Origin of the sequence: Phenylobacterium sp., from assembly GCF_046291545.1 — a bacterium.
Taxonomy (GTDB): domain Bacteria; phylum Pseudomonadota; class Alphaproteobacteria; order Caulobacterales; family Caulobacteraceae; genus Phenylobacterium.
This window is the reverse complement of the sequence record NZ_JBKBSM010000001.1, coordinates 155,025-173,323: the sequence shown is the minus strand read 5'-3', so window position 1 is coordinate 173,323 and position 18,299 is coordinate 155,025. Positions and strand designations below refer to the sequence as shown.

Sequence of the window (18,299 nt, the reverse complement as noted above, 5' to 3'; positions counted from 1 at the left end):
GCCTTAGGACTTCGCCGCCGGGGCGGCCGGCGCCGCCGCATCGGCGGCGGGAGCGGCCCCTTCGGCCGGCGCCGCGCCTTCCGCCGGCGCTGCGCCCTCGGCGGGCGCTTCGCCCTCGGCCGGCGCCGCCGCGGCCGGCGCAGGGGCCGGGATCGGCAGGGTCGAGCCCAGGGTGTGCAGGTAGGCGATCAGGTTGATGCGGTCTTCCGGCTTCTTCAGGCCGACGAAGGTCATCTTGGTGCCGGAAATGTACTTCTGCGGCGCCTTCACGAACTCGGAGATGTGCTCGTAGTCCCAGACGGGCTGCTGGGCGCCGAACGCCTTCATGGCGTCGGAGTAGGCGAAGCCGGCGTGGCCGCCCGGCGCGCGGCCGACGATGCCCCAGAGGTTCGGGCCGGTGCCGTTGGCGCCGCCCTGTTCGACGGTGTGGCAGGACTTGCACTTGGCGAAGACGGCCGCGCCGGCGTTCACGTCGGCGGCCGGAAGGACCGTGCCCCAGTCGATCGGCGCATCGGCGGCGGCCCCGCCGCCTTCGCTCGCCGTCTCGGCCACAGCGATCGCATAGCCCGGCTTCTCGGCCTTCTCGATCGAAAAGATCCCGCTGGACAGCTCGCGAAGGCCGACGATGGCCAGGCCCGTCGCCAGCAGCGCGCCGGCGACCTTGTTGAACGTGAGGTCGCTCATAGTCCTAAAATCGGCCCTCTCCACGGCCGGCCACGAAGGCCGGCGTCCGCGCGGGAATCCCCGCCCCTTATTGCGCCCGGCTCTCTTACACGCTACCGGCGCTCGCGCAACCGGCCAGTTGGCCTCTGCGAAGCTTCGTCTCACCCCGGTTCCGCCCAAGGTCCAGGCCCGCCCGTCCTCGCCGAATTTCACATGACGCCGATCATTCTCATCCCCGCCCGGATGGCCGCCACACGCCTGCCGGGAAAACCGCTGGCGGACATCGGCGGCGTGCCGATGATCGTCCGTGTGCTGCGCCAGGCGGAGGCCGCGGGCGTCGGCCCGGCCGCCGTGGCCGCCGGCGACAGGGAGATCGTCGAGGCCGTGGAAGCCCTCGGCGGGCGCGCCGTGCTCACCGATCCGGACCTGCCCTCCGGGTCCGACCGCATCCTGTCCGCCCTGGAGACCCTCGACCCCGAAGGCCGCCACGACGTGGTGGTAAACCTGCAGGGGGACATGCCCTTCGTCGCCCCCTCGGTCGTTCGCGCCGGGATCGACCTGTTGGCCGCCCACCCGGAATGCGACATCGCCACGGTGGTCGAGCGCGAGGCCTCCCCGGCCGTGCGGACCAACCCCGACATGGTCAAGGCGGTGCTGGCCATGGCGCCGGACGGCCGCAGCGGGCGCGCCCTATACTTCACCCGCTCGGTGCTCTACGGCGACGCGCCGGTCTGGCACCACCACGGCGTCTACGCCTATCGCCGCGAAGCCCTGCGCCGCTTCACCGCCGCCCCGCCCTCGCCGCTGGAGACCCGCGAGAAGCTGGAGCAGCTGCGCGCGCTGGAGATGGGCATGACCATCTGGGCCGCGGTCATCGACGAGCCGCCGATCTCGGTGGACAATCCCGCCGACCTTGAGCGCGCGCGGGCCTTTGCAGGGGGGCTGACATGACCAAGGGGCGGATCGCCTTCCAGGGGGAACTGGGCGCCAACAGCCACGAGGCGTGCCTGGCCGCTTTCCCGGACATGGAGCCTGCGCCGCACCCGACGTTCGAGGAGGCGTTCGAGGCCATCAAGTCCGGCGACTGCAGCCTGGGGATGATCCCGGTGGAGAACTCCATCGCCGGGCGCGTCGCCGACGTGCACCACCTGCTGCCGAGCTCGGGGCTCAAGATCATCGGCGAGCGGTTCAAGCCAATCCACTTCCAGCTCATGGTCAATCCCGGCGTGCGCCTGGAGGATGTCCAGGTCGTGCAGACCATGCCGATCGCCCTGGCCCAGTGCCGCAAGACCGTGCGCCGCCTGAAGCTGCGGGCCGAGACGGTGGGCGACACCGCCCTGGCCGCCAAGCTGCTGGCGCAGAAGCCCGATGCGCACCGCGCCGCCATCTCGCCGGCCCTGGCCGCCGAGATCTACGGCCTGGAGATTCTCCTGCGCGACATCGAGGACGAGCGGCACAACACCACCCGGTTCCTGGTGATGACGGCCGATCCGAATCCGCCGCCGCCGCCGTTCACGGCCCCCTGCATCACCAGCTTCGTCTTCCGCGTGCGCAACATCCCGGCCGCGCTCTACAAGGCGCTGGGCGGCTTTGCGACCAACGGCGTGAACATGACCAAGCTGGAGAGCTACATGGAGAACGGCGCCTTCACGGCGACCTTCTTCTACGCCGAGGTCGACGGGCGGCCCGAGGACCGGGGCCTGGCCCGCGCCTTCGAGGAACTGCAGTTCTTTTCCGAGCGGTTCGAAGTCCTCGGCGTCTACCCCGCCGATCCCTTCCGCGACCGCGGGTGACGCGCCCGGCGTCCGAGGACGCCGGTCCGGACCCGAAGCAGGATAGCCGATGCTGAGCTTCATCGCCGACAACCTTGGCCACCTCTGGGGCCCGCTGCGCCTGCTGAACTCCTTCTTCTTCCTGGCGGGGGTGGGCTACGCGCTCGTGGCGCTCAGCGTCTGGTGGCTGCTGCCGCGCCTGTGGGGGCGGCTGACCACCGATCGCGGCCGTGCTTTCGCGGTCAACGCCGACCAGAGCGTCGGCAAGCCGGTGGGCGCGGGACTGATCTTCGTCAGCCTTTTCAGCCTCGCCGCCGTGGTCTTCATTCCGATCCACGCCTCAGCCCTGCACGTCGTGCCCCTGATCCTGGCGGCCATGGCCGTCGGCTATCTGGACGACCGGCGCGGGGGCTTCACCGAGTACCAGCTGGCGGTGATGGACGCGGCCATCGCGCTCGCCGCTTCCGCGATCATGCTCGGCTTCGGCGACTGGGTGATCTGGCTGCCCGGCTGGAAGGGGGCGCTGGCCCTCTCCCCATGGCTCGCCATTCCGCTGGCCAGCGGCCTGATCTGGCTGTCGATCAACGCCACCAACTGCACCGACGGGGTGGACGGCCTGTCCGGCAGCCTCAGCGGAACGGCGATCCTGATCCTGGGCGGCCTGCTTTACACGGTGATCGGCAACGAGGTGGTGGCCTCGCACCTGAACATTCCGTTCAACCCGCAGGGGGCGAACTGGGCGATCATGGCGTTCCTGATGGTCGGCGCCGTCTCCGGCTACCTCTGGTACAACGCTCCGCCGAGTCTGGTGCTGATGGGCGACGCCGGCTCGCGCCCCCTCGGCCTGCTGATCGGCATGCTGGTCGTGGCCACCGGCAATCCGCTGTTCCTGCTGCTGGTGGCCTCGGTGATCCTGCTCAACGGAGCGACCGGCCTGGTGAAGGTCGCCGTCACCCGCTTCTTCAAGATCCCGATCCTGACCAGCATACGCTTTCCCCTGCACGACCACTGCCGCAAGGCTCTCGGCTGGTCGAACGCCCAGGTGCTGGTGCGCTTCATGCTGGTGCACCTGGGGCTGTCGGCCCTCTTGGTGGTGCTGGTGCTGAAGGTCCGCTAGAGCCGGCTCAGACCTCGGCTTCGGCCCACGCCCGGATGAGCTGGTGGGCGATGGCCATGGCGCCCGGCGCCCCAGCGCCCTCGACCTTGCCGGCCAGGAGATCGCGGGCTTCGGCGCGCGTGAACCAGCGCACCTCGGCCAGTTCGGTCTGGTCGGGCGTGGCCTGGTCGCCGTCGACCTCGGCGATCAGCCCGATCATCAGCGAGGACGGGTAGGGCCAGGGCTGGGTGGAGTGGTAGCGCACCGTGCTCGCCCTCAGGCCCGCCTCCTCGAACAGCTCGCGCGCGCAGGCCTCCTCGATCGTCTCGCCGGGCTCGAGGAAGCCGGCCAGGGCCGAGAACATGCCCTTCGGCCAGTTGGCGCCACGGCCCAGCATGCAGCGTTCCCCATGCACCGCCAGCATGATCACGACGGGGTCGGTGCGGGGAAAGTGCTCGGCGTTGCACGCCGGGCAGACGCGCTTCCATCCGCCCTCGGCCACCGCGCTCGGCTCGCCGCAGTTGGCGCAGTGGCGATGCCGCCGGCGCCACTCGAACATCTGCTTGGAGGTGGCCAGGATCGCCGCGTCGGTGGCCGGCATGCGCAGGGCCGTCGCGCGAAGGTCCTCGAATCGCCCCAGGCCCTGCAGCGGGCCCTCGGTCGGATCGGCCGCGCCCTCCATGTCCACGGCGAAGACCGCCGTGTCCTTCCACAGGCCGAGGAACAGCAGCCGCTCCCAGGAGCTGTCGGCCAGCTCCTGGGCCATGTCGGCGCGCAGGTAGGCGATCTGCACGCCGCCGTCCTTGGTCGATTCCACCAACGGCTTGCCGTTCCAGATGGCCACGGCCAGCGAGTCGGGCGCGTCGAGCTTCTCGGCCAGCCAGGCGGCGTCGCCGCGGCGTTCGCTGGCGCGGTTCAGAGGGTTGCCGGCGAAGGTGTTCATGAAGGCGTCGAGGGGCATGGCCACCTTCTAGCGTCGCTTAAGCTTGCGCGCGAGCCTTCCGGCCGCGATATAGGGGGCGGAGATCGGCGGCGGGCGGACGCCTCGCCAACCCGGTCAGGTCCGGAAGGAAGCAGCCGTAACGAGTTTCGCTCCGGGTCGTCGTCCGGTCTCCACCCAGCTCCACGCACAGCCGTCCTAAGGACGCATGGCCGACGAAGACCTCACGCTCGAACCGCAGACGCCCGAGCGTGATCCCGACACGGCGGACATGTTCGGCGCCCCGCCGCCGCCGAAGCCGGCCGCGGCCGAAGAGGGCGGGGCGGCGTACACGGTCATCGCGCGCAAGTACCGGCCCCGGACCTTCGAGGACCTGTTCGGCCAGGAGGCGATGGTGCGCACCCTGCGCAACGCCTTCTCCACCGGCCGCATCGCCCACGCCTTCATGCTCACCGGCGTGCGCGGGGTCGGCAAGACCACCACCGCGCGCCTCCTGGCGCGGGCCCTGAACTACGAGACCGACGCAGTCCACGAGCCGAGCCTGGACCTCGCCGCCGAGGGCCGCCACTGCCGCGCCATCATCGAGGGGCGGCACATGGACGTGCTGGAGCTCGACGCCGCCAGCCGCACCAAGGTCGACGAGATGCGAGAGCTCCTGGACGGGGTACGCTACGCCCCGGTCGAGGCGCGCTACAAGGTCTACATCATCGACGAAGTGCACATGCTCTCGACGGCGGCGTTCAACGCCCTGCTGAAGACCCTCGAGGAGCCGCCGCCGCACGCCAAGTTCATCTTCGCCACCACCGAGATCCGCAAGGTGCCGGTGACCATCCTGTCGCGCTGCCAACGTTTCGACCTGCGCCGGGTCGAGCCGGACGTGATCATGAAGAACCTGGAGATGATCGCCGAGCGCGAAGGCGCCCGGGTGGAGTCCGAGGGGCTGATGCTGATCGCCCGCGCCGCCGAAGGTTCGGTGCGCGACGCCCAGTCCATGCTCGACCAGGCGATCGTCCAGGCCGAGGCCGGCCAGACCGTCTCGGCCGCCTCGATCCGCGACATGCTAGGCCTGGCCGACCGGGCCCAGACCATCAGCCTGTTCGAACAGATCATGCGGGGGGAGGCGGGGCCGGCGATCGAGACCTTCCGCACCCTCTACGGCTTCGGCGCCGATCCGGGGCAGGTGATGCTCGACCTCCTGGACCACTGCCACGGCGCCTCGGTGGCCAAGGCCGTCGGGCCGCAGGCCCTGACCCTGCCCAAGGAACAGGCCGCCCGCCTGGCGGCGGTGGGAGCGGCGGTGTCCGCCGGCTCGCTGTCGCGCATCTGGCAGCTTCTGCTCAAGGCCTATGACGAGGTGCGCCGCGCCCCCGACGCGGCGGCCGCGGTCGACATGGCCCTGATCCGCCTGGCCTACGCCGCCGACCTGCCCGGCCCCGAAGAGGCGCTGAAGCGCCTGCAGTCGGGCGAGCCTCTCGGCGGCGGGAGCGCCGGGGCTCCGGCGGGCGCGGGCGGATCCTCCGGCGGCGGCGGGGCCACGGCCGCTGCTCGCGCGGTCTCCCCTCATCCCCAACCGGCCGCTCCGCCCCAGATCACCCTCGCCAAGTTCGAGGACGTGCTCGCCCTGATCGACCAGAAGCGCGACATCACCCTGCGCCTGGACGTCGAGCGCTTCGTGCGGCCGATCAGCTTCCGGCCCGGGGCCATCGAGTTCGAGCCCGCGCCTGGCGCGCCGGGCAACCTGATCCAGCGGCTGGCCTCGCGCCTGCGCGAATGGACCGGCCAGCCGTGGCTGATCGCCGCCCAGGGGGGCGGCGGGGCCGAGAGCCTGTGGGAGCGCCAGAAGCGCGAGGAACGCGAGGTCATGGCCGAGATCGAGGCCGACCCCTTCGTGCGCTCGGTGATGCAGGCCTTTCCCGGCGCCGAGATCGTCGGGGTGCGCGTGCTGCCCCAGCCCGAGGCGCCGGCCCTGGAAGACGCCGAAACCGAAGCTGACGAGGACTGATCGCCGATGAAGGATTTGGGCTCACTGATGAAGCAGGCCCAGGCCATGCAGCAGAAACTGGCCGACGCCCAGGCGCGGCTGGCCGAGCTGAGCGTGGAGGGCACCTCCGGCGGCGGCATGGTCAAGGTCACCCTGCAGGGAACCGGCGCCCTGACCGGCGTGGTGCTGGACGAGAGCCTCCTGGCGCCCGGCGAGGGCGAGGTGGTGTCCGACCTGATCGTCGCCGCCCATGCCGACGCCAAGCGCAAGCTCGACGAGAAGCAGGCCGAGCTGATGCGCGAGGCCGCCGGCCCGCTGGCGGGCATGAAGCTGCCGGGGATGCCGTTCTAACTTGGCTGCGTCCGCCGGACCCGAAATCGAACGCCTGATCAGCCTGCTGGCCAAGCTGCCGGGCCTGGGCCCCCGTTCGGCCCGGCGCGCGGCCCTGGCCCTTCTGAAGAAGCGCGAACAACTGCTGTCGCCCCTCGCCGCCGCCCTGGCCGAGGCGGCGGAGCGGGTGAAGACCTGCTCGGTCTGCGGCTCCCTCGACACCCAGGACCCCTGCGCCGTCTGCGCCGATCGGACGCGCGACGCATCCCTGATCTGCGTGGTCGAGGAGGTCGGCGCCCTGTGGGCGATGGAGCGGGCCGGCGCCTTCCGCGGCCGCTACCACGTGCTGGGCGGCCTCCTGTCGGCGCTCGACGGGGTGGGACCCGAAGCCCTGCGCATCGGCCCCCTGACCGCCCGGGCCGCCGACGGCGCCGTGCGCGAGGTGATCCTGGCGCTTCCGGCCACCGTCGACGGCCAGACCACGGCCCATTACCTGGCCGAGCGGCTCGCCCCCAGCGGCGTGGCCGTCACCATGCTGGCCCGCGGCGTGCCGGTAGGCGGCGAGCTCGACTGGCTGGACGACGGCACCATCGCCCAGGCCTTGCGCGCCCGCAGGCCGGCCTGACGGCGGCGGGGCGGGGCGGGGCGCCCTGGCCCTGACGCCCGACTCCGGCTAAAGAACGCAACATGAACGCCTCTCTCGTCGTCGCGGCCGCCTGCGGCGTGGTCGCCCTCCTCGCCCTGGTCTGGGCGCTTCTGGAACGTCGCCGCGCCGCCCAGGCCGACGCCCGCGCCTGGGAGCTCGCCGACCGCGCCGCCAGCGCCGAGGCGCGGGTGCGCCTGCTGGAGGAGCAGGGCGAGCAGCAGGCCCAGATCCTGCGCGCCCAGGCCGCCCAGTCGGCCAACGCCGTGGCCGAGGACCTGCTGAAGCGCGCCGACGAGACCTTCCGCACCCGCGAGCAGCTTGCCCAGGCCCGCCTGGAGGCCCAGCTGAAGCCGGTGGCCGAGACCCTGATGAAGTTCCAGGAACAGGTCGCGGCCGTCGAGAAGACGCGCATCGAGGAGACCGGCGGCCTGAAGGCCCAGATCGCCCAGCTCCTGGCCGCCTCCACGGCCACCCAGGACGAGGCGCGCAAGCTCTCGGCCGCCCTGCGCCGCGGGGCCGGCGTACAGGGGCGCTGGGGCGAGCAGACCCTGCGCAACGTGCTGGAGGCGGCGGGCCTGGCCCACCGCTACGACTTCGACGAGCAGTTCTCGCTGGACACCGAGGAGGGCCGCCGCCGCCCCGACGTGACGGTGCGCCTGCCGGGCGGCGCCGTGTTCGTGATCGACGCCAAGTGCTCGCTGAACGCCTTCCTCGACGCCCAGGACGCCGCCGACGAGGCGGCGCGCGAGGCGGCTTACGCCCGCCACGCCCAGAGCGTGCGCAGCCATGTCCAGAGCCTGTCGGCCAAGGCCTACTGGGACCAGTTCGAGGCCTCGCCCGACTTCGTGGCCATGTTCATCCCCGGCGACAGCTTCCTGGCCGCGGCCCTGGAGCGGGCCCCCGACCTGATGACCGAGGCCATGGACCGGCGCGTGCTGGTGGTGACGCCCACGACGCTCTTCGCGCTGTGCAAGGCGGTGGTCTACGGCTGGCGGGTGGAGGAGCAGGCCAAGAACGCCCAGGAGATCTCCAAGCTCGGCCGCGAGCTCTACAAGCGCCTGTCGGTGATGGGCGGTCACGCCGCGTCGGTCGGCAAGGCCCTGGAGGCCGCGGTCAGCCGCTACAACGCCTTCGTCGGCTCCCTGGAGACCCAGGTGATGACGCAGGCCCGCCGATTCGAGGACCTCAAGGTGGACCACGAGGGGCGCGAGCTGCCCGAACTCGCGCCCGTGGAGGCGGGCGTGCGTCCGCTCAGCAAGCTGGCGCCGCCGGCCGAGGCGCCGAAGTTCCGCGTGGCGGGCGGCGAATAGTCCCCGCGCCATGCCCCACCTTGACGCTCAGGATTGAGGCCCTTACCTCCCGATCATGGCCATTCGCGAGATCCTCACCGTTCCCAATCCGGTGCTGAAGCAGACCTCCCTGCCCGTGGCGCAGGTGGACGACGAGCTGCGCGCCCTGATGGACGACATGCTGGAGACCATGTACGCCGCGCCGGGCATAGGGCTGGCGGCGATCCAGATCGGCGTGCCCAAACGCGTGATCGTCATGGACCTGGCGCGGCCGGACGAGGACAAGCAGCCCCGCTATTTCGTCAATCCGGAGATCCTCTGGAAGTCCGAGGAGACGGCGCCCTACGAGGAAGGCTGCCTGTCGGTGCCCGAAATCTATGACGAGGTGGAGCGGCCGGCGCGGGTGCGCCTGCGCTACCTCAACTATCAGGGCGAACTGGTGGAGGAGGACGCCGAGGGCCTCTACGCCGTCTGCATCCAGCATGAGATGGACCACCTCGAGGGGGTCCTGTTCATCGACTATCTGTCGCGGCTGAAGCGCGAGCAGGCGGTCAAGAAGGTCCGCAAGCAGGTCAAGGCGGCCTGACTGGGCTGAGGCGACCGGCTCGCGAGCCGGGCCGGCCAGCTTAGCGGTTGTCGCCGTCCACGGCGTCGGCGGTCGCATCCTTGGCGTCCGTCGCGCCTTCCTTGATCTCCGAACCCGCCGCGGACATGGCGTCGCCGGCTTCTTCGGCCGCGTCCTTGGTGGCGTCGACCGCGTCGGAGGCCGCTTCCCGGGTGGCGTCGGCGGCTTCCTCGATCGCCTGGCCGGCGTCGGCCGCCATTTCGTTGGTGTCGGCCTTCACCTCGGCCTGTTCGGACTGGCTGCAGGCGGCGAGGCCCAGGCCGAGCGCCGCGGCGGAAACGATCAGGATGTTGCGCATGATGGAGTGCTCCCTTTCCCGGGAGCTTCAACGGTCAAGCTCGGTCCTGGTTCCCGCCGGCGGCGGGAAGGGATAAACCGCCGGCATGCGTCTCGCGTTCCTGGGAACCCCCGACTTCGCCGTGGCGGCCCTCGCCCGATTGGTGCAGGCCGGTCACGACATCGCCTGCGTCTATTCGCAGCCGCCGGCCCCCCGCGGCCGCGGCCAGGTCCTGAAGCCTTCGCCGGTGCACGCCTTCGCCGAGGCCCACGGCCTTGTCGTGCGCACCCCGGCCTCGATGCGGGACCCGGTGGAGATCGCGGCCTTCAAGGCCCTGGGGCTGGACGCGGCCGCCGTCGTCGCCTTCGGCCAGATCCTGCCGGCCGAGGTGCTGGAGGCGCCCCGCCTGGGCTCGTTCAACCTGCACGGCTCGCTTCTGCCGCGCTGGCGGGGCGCCGCGCCCATCCAGCGCGCCATCATGGCCGGCGATCCTGTCACCGGCGTGCAGGTCATGCGCATGACCGAGGGGCTGGACGAGGGGCCGGTGCTGGCCACCGCCACCTTGCGCATCGGACCGCTCGACACCGCCGGGTCGCTGCACGACCGCATGGCCGCCGCTGGCGCGGAGCTCCTGGCGGACACCCTGGCCGCCGTGGCCCGGGGGGAGGCGAAGGAGACGCCGCAGTTGGCCGAGGGCGTGACCTACGCCAAGAAGATCCGCGGCCGCGAAGCCCGCATCGACTGGGAGCGCCCGGGCGAGGTGGTGGACTGCAAGATCCGCGGACTGTCCCCGTTCCCCGGCGCCTGGTTCGAGGCCCCCAGCGACAAGGGGCCGGTGCGCGTGAAGGCCCTGCTCAGCCGCTTCGAGCCAGGGGCCGAGGGCGCGCCGGGCGAGCTCCTGGACGACGAGCTGCTGGTGGCCTGCGGCGACGCTGCGGTGCGGCTGCTGCGCGTGCAGCGCGAGGGCAAGGGGCCTCAGGACGCCGAGGTGTTCCTGCGCGGCTTTCCGCTGAAGCGCGGCGCGAGGCTCGGCTGATGCCGCGCTACAGGCTGGTCGTCGAGTACGACGGCGCGCCCTACAAGGGCTTCCAGGCCCAGGGCGACCTGCCCTCCGTCCAGGCCTCTCTCGAGCGCGCGGTGAAGGGCTTCAGCGGCCAGGCTCTGCGCCTGCAGGCCGCCGGCCGCACCGACACCGGCGTCCACGCCACCGGCCAGGTGGTGCACATCGACCTGGAGCGGGACTGGAAGTGCGAGGTGGTGCGCGACGCCATGAACGCGCACCTCGTGCCCGAGCCGATCAGCGTGCTTGCGGTCGACGTCCCCGGCGGCGACTGGCACGCGCGCTTCTCCGCCAAGGAGCGGCGCTACCTCTACCGAATCCTCAACCGCAAGAGCCCGCCGGCTCTGGACCAGGGGCGCGTCTGGCACGTCAAGAAGCCGCTGGACGCCGAGGCGATGCACGCCGCCGCCCAGGCGCTGGTCGGCCACCACGACTTCACCACCTTCCGCGACCTGCAGTGCCAGGCCAAGACGCCGATGAAGACCCTCGACCTCGCCGCCGTGCGCCGCGAGGGCGATTACGTGCTGCTGGAGTTCGCCTCGCGTTCCTTCCTGCACCGCCAGGTCCGCTCCATGACCGGCAGCCTGGCGGAGGTCGGCGTCGGCCGCTGGAGCGCCGAGGACCTCAAGGCCGCGCTCGATGCGCGCGACCGCAGGGCCTGCGGCCCGGTCGCCCCCGCCGAGGGGCTCTATCTGACCGGCGTGCGCTACTGAGGCGGCGCCTCAGGCCGGCGCGAAGGTCTCGAAGTACCGGGCGATCAGGCGTTCGTAGACCGCCTGCAGCTGGCGGATCTCGGCCACCGGCGCGCGCTCGTCCACCGAGTGCATGGTCTTGCCCACCAAGCCCAGCTCCACCACCGGGCACATGGCCCGGATGAAGCGGGCGTCGGAGGTGCCGCCGCTGGTGGAGAGCTCCGGCTCGCGTCCCGTCACGTCGCGCACCGCGGCCGCGACCAACTCGGTGAACGGGCCCTGCTCGGTCAGGAAGGCCTCGCCGCTGATGGCCGGCTTCAGCTCGATGCGCCCGGGAAAGCCCTCGGCGGCGGCGTCCGCCTCCCGCCGGATCCAGTCGGCCAGCTCGGCGCCCGTGTGCGCCGGGTTGAAGCGGATGTTCAGACGGGCCGTGGCCAGCCCCGGGATCAGGTTGGTCGTCGGATTGCCCACGTCGATCGTCGTGACCTCCAGGTTCGAAGGCTGGAAGTCGGTGTAGCCCTCGTCGAGCACGCGGCTCTGCAGGCGCTCCAGCAGCCGGATCAGCACCGGCACCGGGTTGGCGGCGCGGTGCGGATAGGCGACGTGGCCCTGGACGCCCTCGACGCGGATCTCGACGTTGATCGAGCCGCGCCGGCCGATCTTGATCATGTCGCCGAAGCTCTCGGCGCTGGTCGGCTCGCCCACCACGCAGTGGTCGATGATCTCGCCCTCGGCCATCAGCGCCTCGACCACCTTCTTGGTGCCGTGGGTGGCCACGCCCTCCTCGTCGCCGGTGATCAGGAAGGAGATCGAGCCCTTCGCCTGGCCGGACGCGATCGCCTTGGCGGCCGCCGCGGCGAAGGCGGCCAGGGCGCTCTTCATGTCCACGGCCCCCCGGCCGATCAGCACCTCGTCGACGATGTCGGCGGCGAAGGCGTCGCGGCTCCAGGCGCCGGCGTCGCCCACCGGCACCACGTCCGTATGGCCGGCGAAGCAGAGGTTCGGCCGCGCCGTCCCGTAGCGGGCGTAGAGGTTCTCGATCTCGCCGAACCGCATCCGCCGGCAGGTGAAGCCGAGGCCGGAGAGGGCGGCCTGCAGCACGTCCATGGCGCCGGCGTCAGCCGGGGTGACGGAGGGGCGGCGGATCAGGTCCTGGGTGAGGAGGACGGGGTCGAGCGCGGTCATGGCCTGCTGGTAGCTCCCGGCGCCGGCCGCGGCAATGGGGCGTCCCGATCGCCCCAGACTGAGGCCCCAGTTCATCGACAATCTGAGGTCGAGGAACGATCACAGGAGCCTGTCGTCAGGAGCTGTCCGATGATCTTCTCTCGTCTGGGTCTTGGGGCCGCCAGGCCCTCCGCCGAGCGGATCGCCTTCGCCCTGGGCCGCCCCACGCCGCCGCGGGAGGGCCGGCTCGGCCGCTTCGCCAGGCGCCCGCCCAGGCCGTGCGCCGGCGACCGGCTCTACTTCGCTGTGCGCTCGGTCGCCGCCAGCGCCCGCGAGCACGTCCTGCAGTACGCCTTCGCCGACGACCGCGGCAATGTGGCCGCCAGCGTCTTCGCCCGCTCGCCGAGCCCGGTGGCCCTGGTCCTGGCCACGCCGCCGCACGACCTCGCCGTCGAGCCGATGGAGGCGGGGGCCGTGGACGAGCTTGTGAGCCGGATCTGCCGCGGCGCCCGGCTGGTGACCTTCCACCGGGTGCTGCAGGCCGGCCTCCTGCCGCCGGCGGGGCTGGCGGCCGCGGGCGGGGTCGAGTGCGCGTGGCGGCGCTTCCAGCGCGTGGCGCACACCAGGGGCCTGCGGGTCGACCGCGGCGCCCCGCTCAGCCTGGCCGACTGCCTGGCGCAGGCCGGCCTCGCGCCGCCGCCTTCCGAAGACGCGGCCCTGCGCGCCCTGTCGGTCGGCGAGCTCTGGCGCTGGATGGACGAGGTGGAATGAGGAACGGACGCGCCGGGCCGGCGCGTCCGCTCATCTCCCACGTTCGCGGACAAGGCGGCTCCAGGCCCCGTCCGCAAGAGGAGCTCCGCCTCAGCGCTCGACCCGCACGGCGTCCCAGAACAGCGGCTTCAGGTCGCGAAAGAAGTCGTCCAGGCCGTAGCGGTCGCCCAGCACGAACAGCCCCTGGTCGTCGCGCACCAGGAAGCCCCGGTCGGCCAGCGCCAGCAGCTTGCGCCGGGCGGTCTCCCGCGGGATCTGGGTGATGTCCGACAGGCTCAGGGCGTTGAGCCCGCGGCGAGGCGCAAAGCTCCGGTCCTGGCCGCCGGCGGCGATGGTCTGCTGCAGCTCCGACAGCAGGAAGACCAGGTACAGCAGGTACTGGTCCAGGTCCCCGTCGAAGCGCGAGCGCACCCGCACCAGCGTCGCGGAGAGATGGCCGCCCCAGCGGTAGAAGAAGCGCGAAACGTCCTGATCCAGATAGCCGGGGACCGGCTCGGACGCGGCGTCTATTGCGCGACCACTGTTGGCGCTGGCGCGCTCCTGCCGGGAGTTCGGTTCGTCGTTGGGGATGTGTGCAGGAAGCATGTGCCGGATCTTGCCAATTAACGCCCAATTAACCACAGTAGACACGGATTTGATGCTTTTGTTTTCCTTTGTTATTTATTTTCAGCATCGCCGCGCTGCGAAAGATTTATCTTCCTATAGTGCGGCTTAATCGTGTCCTGACTGAAATTATTCTATCCGCACACTCGTGGCGCGAGAAGCCGCCCTTCGCCCAAAATGGGTGGACCAGGCGTCTGCGGGGCGCCTTTCCTGTGGACTTAAGGACGAATCGCAAAGAGCCCGGCGCGGGGTCGCGCCGGGCTCGTGTTCCGGTTGCGGGGTGTGCGCGTCAGTCGCGAAGCAGCTCGTTGATGCTGGTCTTGGAGCGGGTCCGCGCGTCCACCGTCTTCATGATCACCGCGCAATAGGTGGACGGCATGCCCTCGTGCGGGCTCGGGCGCGAGCCGGACATCACCACCGAGTAGGGCGGCACCTCGCCGGTGGTGACCGCGCCGGTCTTGCGGTCGATGATCGGCGTGGTGGAGGTCAGGTAGACGCCCATCGACAGCACCGAGCCCTCGCGCACGATCACGCCTTCGGCGACCTCCGAGCGGGCGCCGATGAAGCAGTTGTCCTCGATGATCGTCGGATTGGCCTGCAGCGGCTCCAGGACCCCGCCGATGCCGACGCCGCCAGACAGGTGCACGTTCTTGCCGATCTGCGCGCAGGAGCCGACCGTCGCCCAGGTGTCGACCATCGTGCCTTCGTCGACATAGGCGCCGATGTTCACGAACGAGGGCATCAGCACGACGTTGCGGGCCACGAAGCTGCCCCGGCGCACCACGCAGCCCGGCACGGCGCGAAAGCCGGCTTCCTCGAACTGCGGCGCGCCCCACCCCTCGAACTTGGTCGGGACCTTGTCCCAGTAGGGGCCCGGCGCGCCGGCGTGCATCACGCTGTTGGGGTTCAGGCGGAAGGACAGCAGGATCGCCTGCTTGGCCCACTGATGGACCAGCCACTGGCCGTCGGCCTGGCGCTCGGCCACCCGCAGCTTGCCTTGGTCGAGCAGGCGCAGGGTTTCCTCGACGGCGGTGCGGACGGGGCCGGTGGTGGCGGTGGAGACGCCGTCCCGGGCCTCCCAGGCGGCTTCGATCTCGGTCTTCAGGTCGTCGAGGGTGATCGCGGTCATCGGGCGGTTTCCTTCAGGCTCGCGCTCGCCAGGAACGGCGCGAGCTTCTCGGTCTTGTGGTGGACGAAGGGGGCGGCGGAGCCGGGCGCATGGGCCCCGACCAGCACGGTGGTCATGCCCAGGCCGGCGGCCGGCGCCAGGTTGCGCTCGGAATCCTCGAAGAAGGCGGTGGCCGCGGGATCGACCCCGTGCTCGGCGACCATCCGCTCGAAGCCTTCGGCCGAGGGCTTGGGCGCAAATCCGAAGGAGTGGATGTGGAACACCTCGTCGAACAGGTGCGACAGGCCCAGGTGCGCCATCACCCGCTCCGCATGGATCGCGTCGGCGTTGGTGAAGATCAGCCGCCGCCCCGGCAGGCGCTCGAGCCCCGCCACCAGCTCCGGATCATGCGCCAGGGCGTCCAGCGACAGGTCGTGGAACATGGCGTGGAAGTCGGCCGGATCGACGCCGTGGTGGGCGATCAGTCCGCCCAGGGTCAGTCCGTGCTCGGCCAGGTACTTCTTTTGCAGGGCGTAGGCCTCTGGGCGCGCCAGGCCGGTGACCCGGATCACGAACTCGGTCATCCGCGCCTCGACCTGGCGCATGAAGCCGGTCTCCGCGGGGTAGAGCGTGTTGTCCAGGTCGAAGAGCCAGGTGTCGACGTGCCGCAGATCGATTGTCATGGGCGGATCATCGTGCCGGCGCCATGCTCGGTGAACAGTTCGACCAACATCGCGTGCGGCCGCCGGCCGTCCAGGATCACCACGGCCTGAACCCCGCTCTCAACGGCCGCGATCGCAGTCTCCAGCTTGGGAATCATGCCGCCGGTGGCGACGCCGGACGCGATCGCCTCGCGCGCCTCGGCCACGGTCATCTGGCGGATCAGCTCGCCGTTCTTGTCGAGCACGCCGGCCACGTCGGTCAGCAGCAGCATGCGCTTGGCGTTAAGCGCCCCGGCCAGGGCGCCGGCCACGGTGTCGGCGTTGATGTTGTAGGTCTCGCCCTCGATCGACACGCCGATCGGCGCGACCACGGGGATGTAGTCCTCGTCGGCGTAGATCAGGGCTTCGAGCAGCTTGGGATCGATCCGCGTCGGCTCGCCGACGAAGCCCAGGTCCACCACCTGCTCGATCTGGCTGTCCGGGTCCTTCTTGGTGCGCCGGGCCTTTTCCACGGTGATCAGCCGCGCGTCCTTGCCCGACAGGCCCACGCCGCGCACGTCGGCCTCGGCCCCGGCCAGGGTGATCCAGTTGGCGATCTCCTTGTTGATGGCGCCGGACAGCACCATCTCGGCGACCTCCATGGTGGCCGCGTCTGTCACCCGCAGGCCGTCGACGAAGGTCGATTTCACACCCGCCTTGTCCAGCATGGCCGAGATCTGCGGCCCGCCGCCGTGCACCACCACCGGATGGACGCCCAGCATCTTCAGCAGCACCACGTCGGCGGCGAACAGCTTGGCCACCGACTCCTCGCCCATGGCGTGGCCGCCGTATTTGATGACCACGGTCTCGCGGTCATAGATCTGGATGTACGGCAGGGACTCCGCGAGCGTCTTGGCGGTCGCCCAGCCCTGCTCCTGGGGGTTGTCGGTCACTTCGGCGGCTCCGGCTGATCGGCGCCGTGCGATAACCGACGCGGGCGGCCCTGTCACCCACGCGCGTGCCGCGCTCAGCTCACCTGGGCCGGCATGGCCTCCAGTTCAGCCGGGACGGCGCGCTTCTTCTTCTCGTCCAGGGGAAAGTCGTAGACCACGGTCGCGCCGTAGCGATGCGGCGCCTGGGGATCGCGCCGGCGCTTGTCGAAGGCCAACACCCGGGTGCCCAGCACGAACGCCTCCTTGATGTCGTGGGTGACCATCAGGATCGTCAGGCCGTGCTCGCGCCACAGGCCCGTGATCAGGGCGTGCATGTCCAGCCGCACGCCGGGGTCCAGGGCGCCGAAGGGCTCGTCGAGCAGCAGGATGCGCGGGCGCTTGATCAGCGCCTGGGCGATCGCCAGCCGCTGCTGCATGCCCCCGCTCATTTCGCGCGGGAAGATGTCCAGGCTGTCGCCGAGGCCCACATGCGCGAGCATGGCGGCGGCCTCCTCGCGCGCGGCTCGCCGCCGGCCGCCGAAGAGCCGGGCCAGCACCGGCGCGCGGGCGCATTCCAGGCCGAACACCACGTTGTCCAGCGCGCTCATGTGCGGAAACACCGAATAGCGCTGGAACACCACGCCGCGGTCGGCGTCCGGCTCGGCGCGCAGGGGCTCGCCGTCGAGCAGCACGCGTCCGCGGCTCGGCGCCTCCTGGCCGAGGACCAGCCGCAGGAAGGTGCTCTTGCCTGCGCCGGACGGGCCGACGATGGAGACGAAGGCGCCTTCGTCCACCTCCAGGCTCACCTTCTCGAGCACGATCTTTTCGCCGTACTCGACCCACACGTCGCGGAACGACAGCACCGGACCGCTCATCTGGCCGGCCTCGGATGGGCCCAGGCGTAGGCCGAGCGGCTGAGGAGGCTGAGCGCCAGGTCCATCGCCACCGCCAGCAGCGAGATCCAGACGACGTAGGGCAGGATCACGTCCATCGCCAGATAGCGCCGCACCAGGAAGATCCGGTAGCCCAGCCCGACATCGGCGGCGATCGCCTCGGCGGAGATCAGGTACACCCAGGCCGGGCACAGCGACAGGCGCAGGCTCTCGATCAGGCGGGGCATGGCCTGGGGCAGGGCGACACGCAGCAGCACCTGCCAGGTGGAGGCGCCCAGGGTCTGGGCCTTGACGATCTGCTCCTCGGGAATCGCGGCCACGTGTCCGGCGAGATCGCGCACCATCACCGGCGTCAGGCCTATGAAGATCAGGGCGATCTTGGCGGTCTCGCCCAGGCCGAACACGATGAACAGGATCGGCAGCACGGCGACCGGCGGGACGACCGCGATGGCGGAGACCAGCGGCCCCAGCCCGGAGCGGGCCAGGGGCATCAGGCCAATGCCCAGTCCGAGGATCAGCGTGGTGGCAGTGGAGAGGGTGAGGGCCGCTCCCAGCCGCCGCAGGCTGGCGCGGGTGTCTGCGATTAGGGGAATCTCGCCGGTGCGCGGGTCGGCCTGGAAGGCCATGACCTTGACCGCTTCGCCCATGGCCGCCGGGGTCGGCAGGATGCGGTCGGCGGGATTGTCGGCGTGCCGCGCCGCCGAGGCGACGAGGTAGAGCATCACCAGGGCCAGGATCGGGGCGAGGCCGAGAAAGAGGCGACCACCCCGGCTGGGCCTGACGTTGAGCAAGCGTCGCATAGGGTGGTCGCCTTCA

The 18,299-nt window shown here is 71.0% G+C and carries 21 protein-coding genes and 1 other RNA gene; 12 read left to right on the top strand and 10 right to left on the bottom strand.

Annotated features, from left to right (window positions below; translation table 11 throughout):
• Window positions 1-3 precede the first annotated feature (3 nt).
• Complete coding sequence (locus tag ACK4YQ_RS00890; RefSeq protein WP_409607321.1) at window positions 4-684, bottom strand: c-type cytochrome; 681 nt, start codon at window positions 682-684, stop codon at window positions 4-6.
• Window positions 685-876: 192 nt separating this feature from the next.
• Between ACK4YQ_RS00890 and ACK4YQ_RS00885 the strand changes: the two genes are divergently transcribed.
• The 3 genes from ACK4YQ_RS00885 to ACK4YQ_RS00875 are packed head-to-tail and all read left to right on the top strand — an operon-like array spanning window position 877 to window position 3,552.
• The gene (locus ACK4YQ_RS00885) at window positions 877-1,614 is read left to right on the top strand and encodes a 3-deoxy-manno-octulosonate cytidylyltransferase (protein WP_409607319.1); all 738 of its coding nucleotides are present in this window, start codon (window positions 877-879) and stop codon (window positions 1,612-1,614) included.
• Window positions 1,611-2,456 carry a prephenate dehydratase gene (locus tag ACK4YQ_RS00880; protein WP_409607317.1) on the top strand — a complete coding sequence of 282 codons (846 nt, stop codon included), beginning with the start codon at window positions 1,611-1,613 and terminating at the stop codon, window positions 2,454-2,456. Before ACK4YQ_RS00885 ends, ACK4YQ_RS00880 begins: the two co-directional genes overlap by 4 nt.
• A 49-nt stretch (window positions 2,457-2,505) precedes the next feature.
• Window positions 2,506-3,552: a hypothetical protein gene (locus tag ACK4YQ_RS00875; protein ID WP_409607316.1), complete on the top strand. Its 1,047-nt coding sequence runs from the start codon at window positions 2,506-2,508 to the stop codon at window positions 3,550-3,552.
• 7 nt (window positions 3,553-3,559) lie between these two features.
• Here ACK4YQ_RS00875 and nudC read toward each other — a convergent pair whose 3' ends face one another.
• Entirely contained in the window at window positions 3,560-4,492 is a 933-nt protein-coding gene (gene nudC, locus ACK4YQ_RS00870) for an NAD(+) diphosphatase (RefSeq protein ID WP_409607314.1), read from the bottom strand.
• 59 nt (window positions 4,493-4,551) lie between these two features.
• Between nudC and ffs the strand changes: the two genes are divergently transcribed.
• The 6 genes from ffs (at window position 4,552) to ACK4YQ_RS00840 (ending at window position 9,303) form a co-directional block, all read left to right on the top strand.
• Window positions 4,552-4,650: signal recognition particle sRNA small type (gene ffs, locus ACK4YQ_RS00865), an RNA gene on the top strand.
• 29 nt (window positions 4,651-4,679) lie between these two features.
• Window positions 4,680-6,473, top strand: coding sequence for a DNA polymerase III subunit gamma/tau (locus ACK4YQ_RS00860; RefSeq protein ID WP_409607312.1), 1,794 nt, complete (start codon window positions 4,680-4,682; stop codon window positions 6,471-6,473).
• Between the two features lie 6 nt (window positions 6,474-6,479).
• Complete coding sequence (locus ACK4YQ_RS00855) at window positions 6,480-6,803, top strand: YbaB/EbfC family nucleoid-associated protein (protein WP_409607310.1); 324 nt, start codon at window positions 6,480-6,482, stop codon at window positions 6,801-6,803.
• Window position 6,804: 1 nt separating this feature from the next.
• A complete protein-coding gene (recR, locus tag ACK4YQ_RS00850) occupies window positions 6,805-7,407 on the top strand; it encodes a recombination mediator RecR (RefSeq protein WP_409607308.1) in 603 nt (200 codons plus the stop codon).
• Between the two features lie 62 nt (window positions 7,408-7,469).
• A complete protein-coding gene (locus tag ACK4YQ_RS00845; RefSeq protein ID WP_409607306.1) occupies window positions 7,470-8,738 on the top strand; it encodes a DNA recombination protein RmuC in 1,269 nt (422 codons plus the stop codon).
• A 55-nt stretch (window positions 8,739-8,793) separates the two neighbouring features.
• Window positions 8,794-9,303, top strand: a complete 510-nt coding sequence (locus ACK4YQ_RS00840) for a peptide deformylase (RefSeq protein ID WP_409607304.1) — start codon at window positions 8,794-8,796, stop codon at window positions 9,301-9,303.
• A gap of 40 nt (window positions 9,304-9,343) precedes the next feature.
• Here ACK4YQ_RS00840 and ACK4YQ_RS00835 read toward each other — a convergent pair whose 3' ends face one another.
• Complete coding sequence (locus tag ACK4YQ_RS00835; protein ID WP_409607302.1) at window positions 9,344-9,640, bottom strand: hypothetical protein; 297 nt, start codon at window positions 9,638-9,640, stop codon at window positions 9,344-9,346.
• A gap of 85 nt (window positions 9,641-9,725) precedes the next feature.
• Between ACK4YQ_RS00835 and fmt the strand changes: the two genes are divergently transcribed.
• Both fmt and truA read left to right on the top strand, forming a co-directional pair.
• Window positions 9,726-10,655, top strand: a complete 930-nt coding sequence (fmt, locus tag ACK4YQ_RS00830) for a methionyl-tRNA formyltransferase (RefSeq protein ID WP_409607300.1) — start codon at window positions 9,726-9,728, stop codon at window positions 10,653-10,655.
• Window positions 10,655-11,392, top strand: a complete 738-nt coding sequence (gene truA, locus ACK4YQ_RS00825) for a tRNA pseudouridine(38-40) synthase TruA (protein WP_409607298.1) — start codon at window positions 10,655-10,657, stop codon at window positions 11,390-11,392. Before fmt ends, truA begins: the two co-directional genes overlap by 1 nt.
• A gap of 9 nt (window positions 11,393-11,401) precedes the next feature.
• Here truA and dapE read toward each other — a convergent pair whose 3' ends face one another.
• Window positions 11,402-12,556 (bottom strand): succinyl-diaminopimelate desuccinylase, encoded by a 1,155-nt coding sequence (gene dapE / locus ACK4YQ_RS00820; protein ID WP_409607296.1) that lies wholly within the window; start codon window positions 12,554-12,556, stop codon window positions 11,402-11,404.
• 129 nt (window positions 12,557-12,685) lie between these two features.
• On the opposite strand from dapE, the gene ACK4YQ_RS00815 reads away from it, so the two are divergent.
• Window positions 12,686-13,306: a hypothetical protein gene (locus ACK4YQ_RS00815; RefSeq protein WP_409607294.1), complete on the top strand. Its 621-nt coding sequence runs from the start codon at window positions 12,686-12,688 to the stop codon at window positions 13,304-13,306.
• A gap of 90 nt (window positions 13,307-13,396) precedes the next feature.
• On the opposite strand, the gene ACK4YQ_RS00810 is transcribed toward ACK4YQ_RS00815, so the two are convergent.
• From ACK4YQ_RS00810 to ACK4YQ_RS00785, 6 genes are all read right to left on the bottom strand, one after another.
• Window positions 13,397-13,891, bottom strand: a complete 495-nt coding sequence (locus tag ACK4YQ_RS00810; protein WP_409607292.1) for a hypothetical protein — start codon at window positions 13,889-13,891, stop codon at window positions 13,397-13,399.
• A 307-nt stretch (window positions 13,892-14,198) separates the two neighbouring features.
• Window positions 14,199-15,038, bottom strand: coding sequence for a 2,3,4,5-tetrahydropyridine-2,6-dicarboxylate N-succinyltransferase (dapD, locus tag ACK4YQ_RS00805; protein ID WP_409607290.1), 840 nt, complete (start codon window positions 15,036-15,038; stop codon window positions 14,199-14,201).
• Entirely contained in the window at window positions 15,035-15,700 is a 666-nt protein-coding gene (locus tag ACK4YQ_RS00800) for a pyrimidine 5'-nucleotidase (protein ID WP_409607288.1), read from the bottom strand. Before ACK4YQ_RS00800 ends, dapD begins: the two co-directional genes overlap by 4 nt.
• A complete protein-coding gene (gene argB / locus ACK4YQ_RS00795) occupies window positions 15,697-16,611 on the bottom strand; it encodes an acetylglutamate kinase (protein ID WP_409607286.1) in 915 nt (304 codons plus the stop codon). Before argB ends, ACK4YQ_RS00800 begins: the two co-directional genes overlap by 4 nt.
• A gap of 74 nt (window positions 16,612-16,685) precedes the next feature.
• The gene (locus ACK4YQ_RS00790) at window positions 16,686-17,465 is read right to left on the bottom strand and encodes an ATP-binding cassette domain-containing protein (protein ID WP_409607284.1); all 780 of its coding nucleotides are present in this window, start codon (window positions 17,463-17,465) and stop codon (window positions 16,686-16,688) included.
• Window positions 17,462-18,283 (bottom strand): ABC transporter permease, encoded by an 822-nt coding sequence (locus tag ACK4YQ_RS00785; RefSeq protein WP_409607282.1) that lies wholly within the window; start codon window positions 18,281-18,283, stop codon window positions 17,462-17,464. Before ACK4YQ_RS00785 ends, ACK4YQ_RS00790 begins: the two co-directional genes overlap by 4 nt.
• Window positions 18,284-18,299 lie beyond the last annotated feature (16 nt).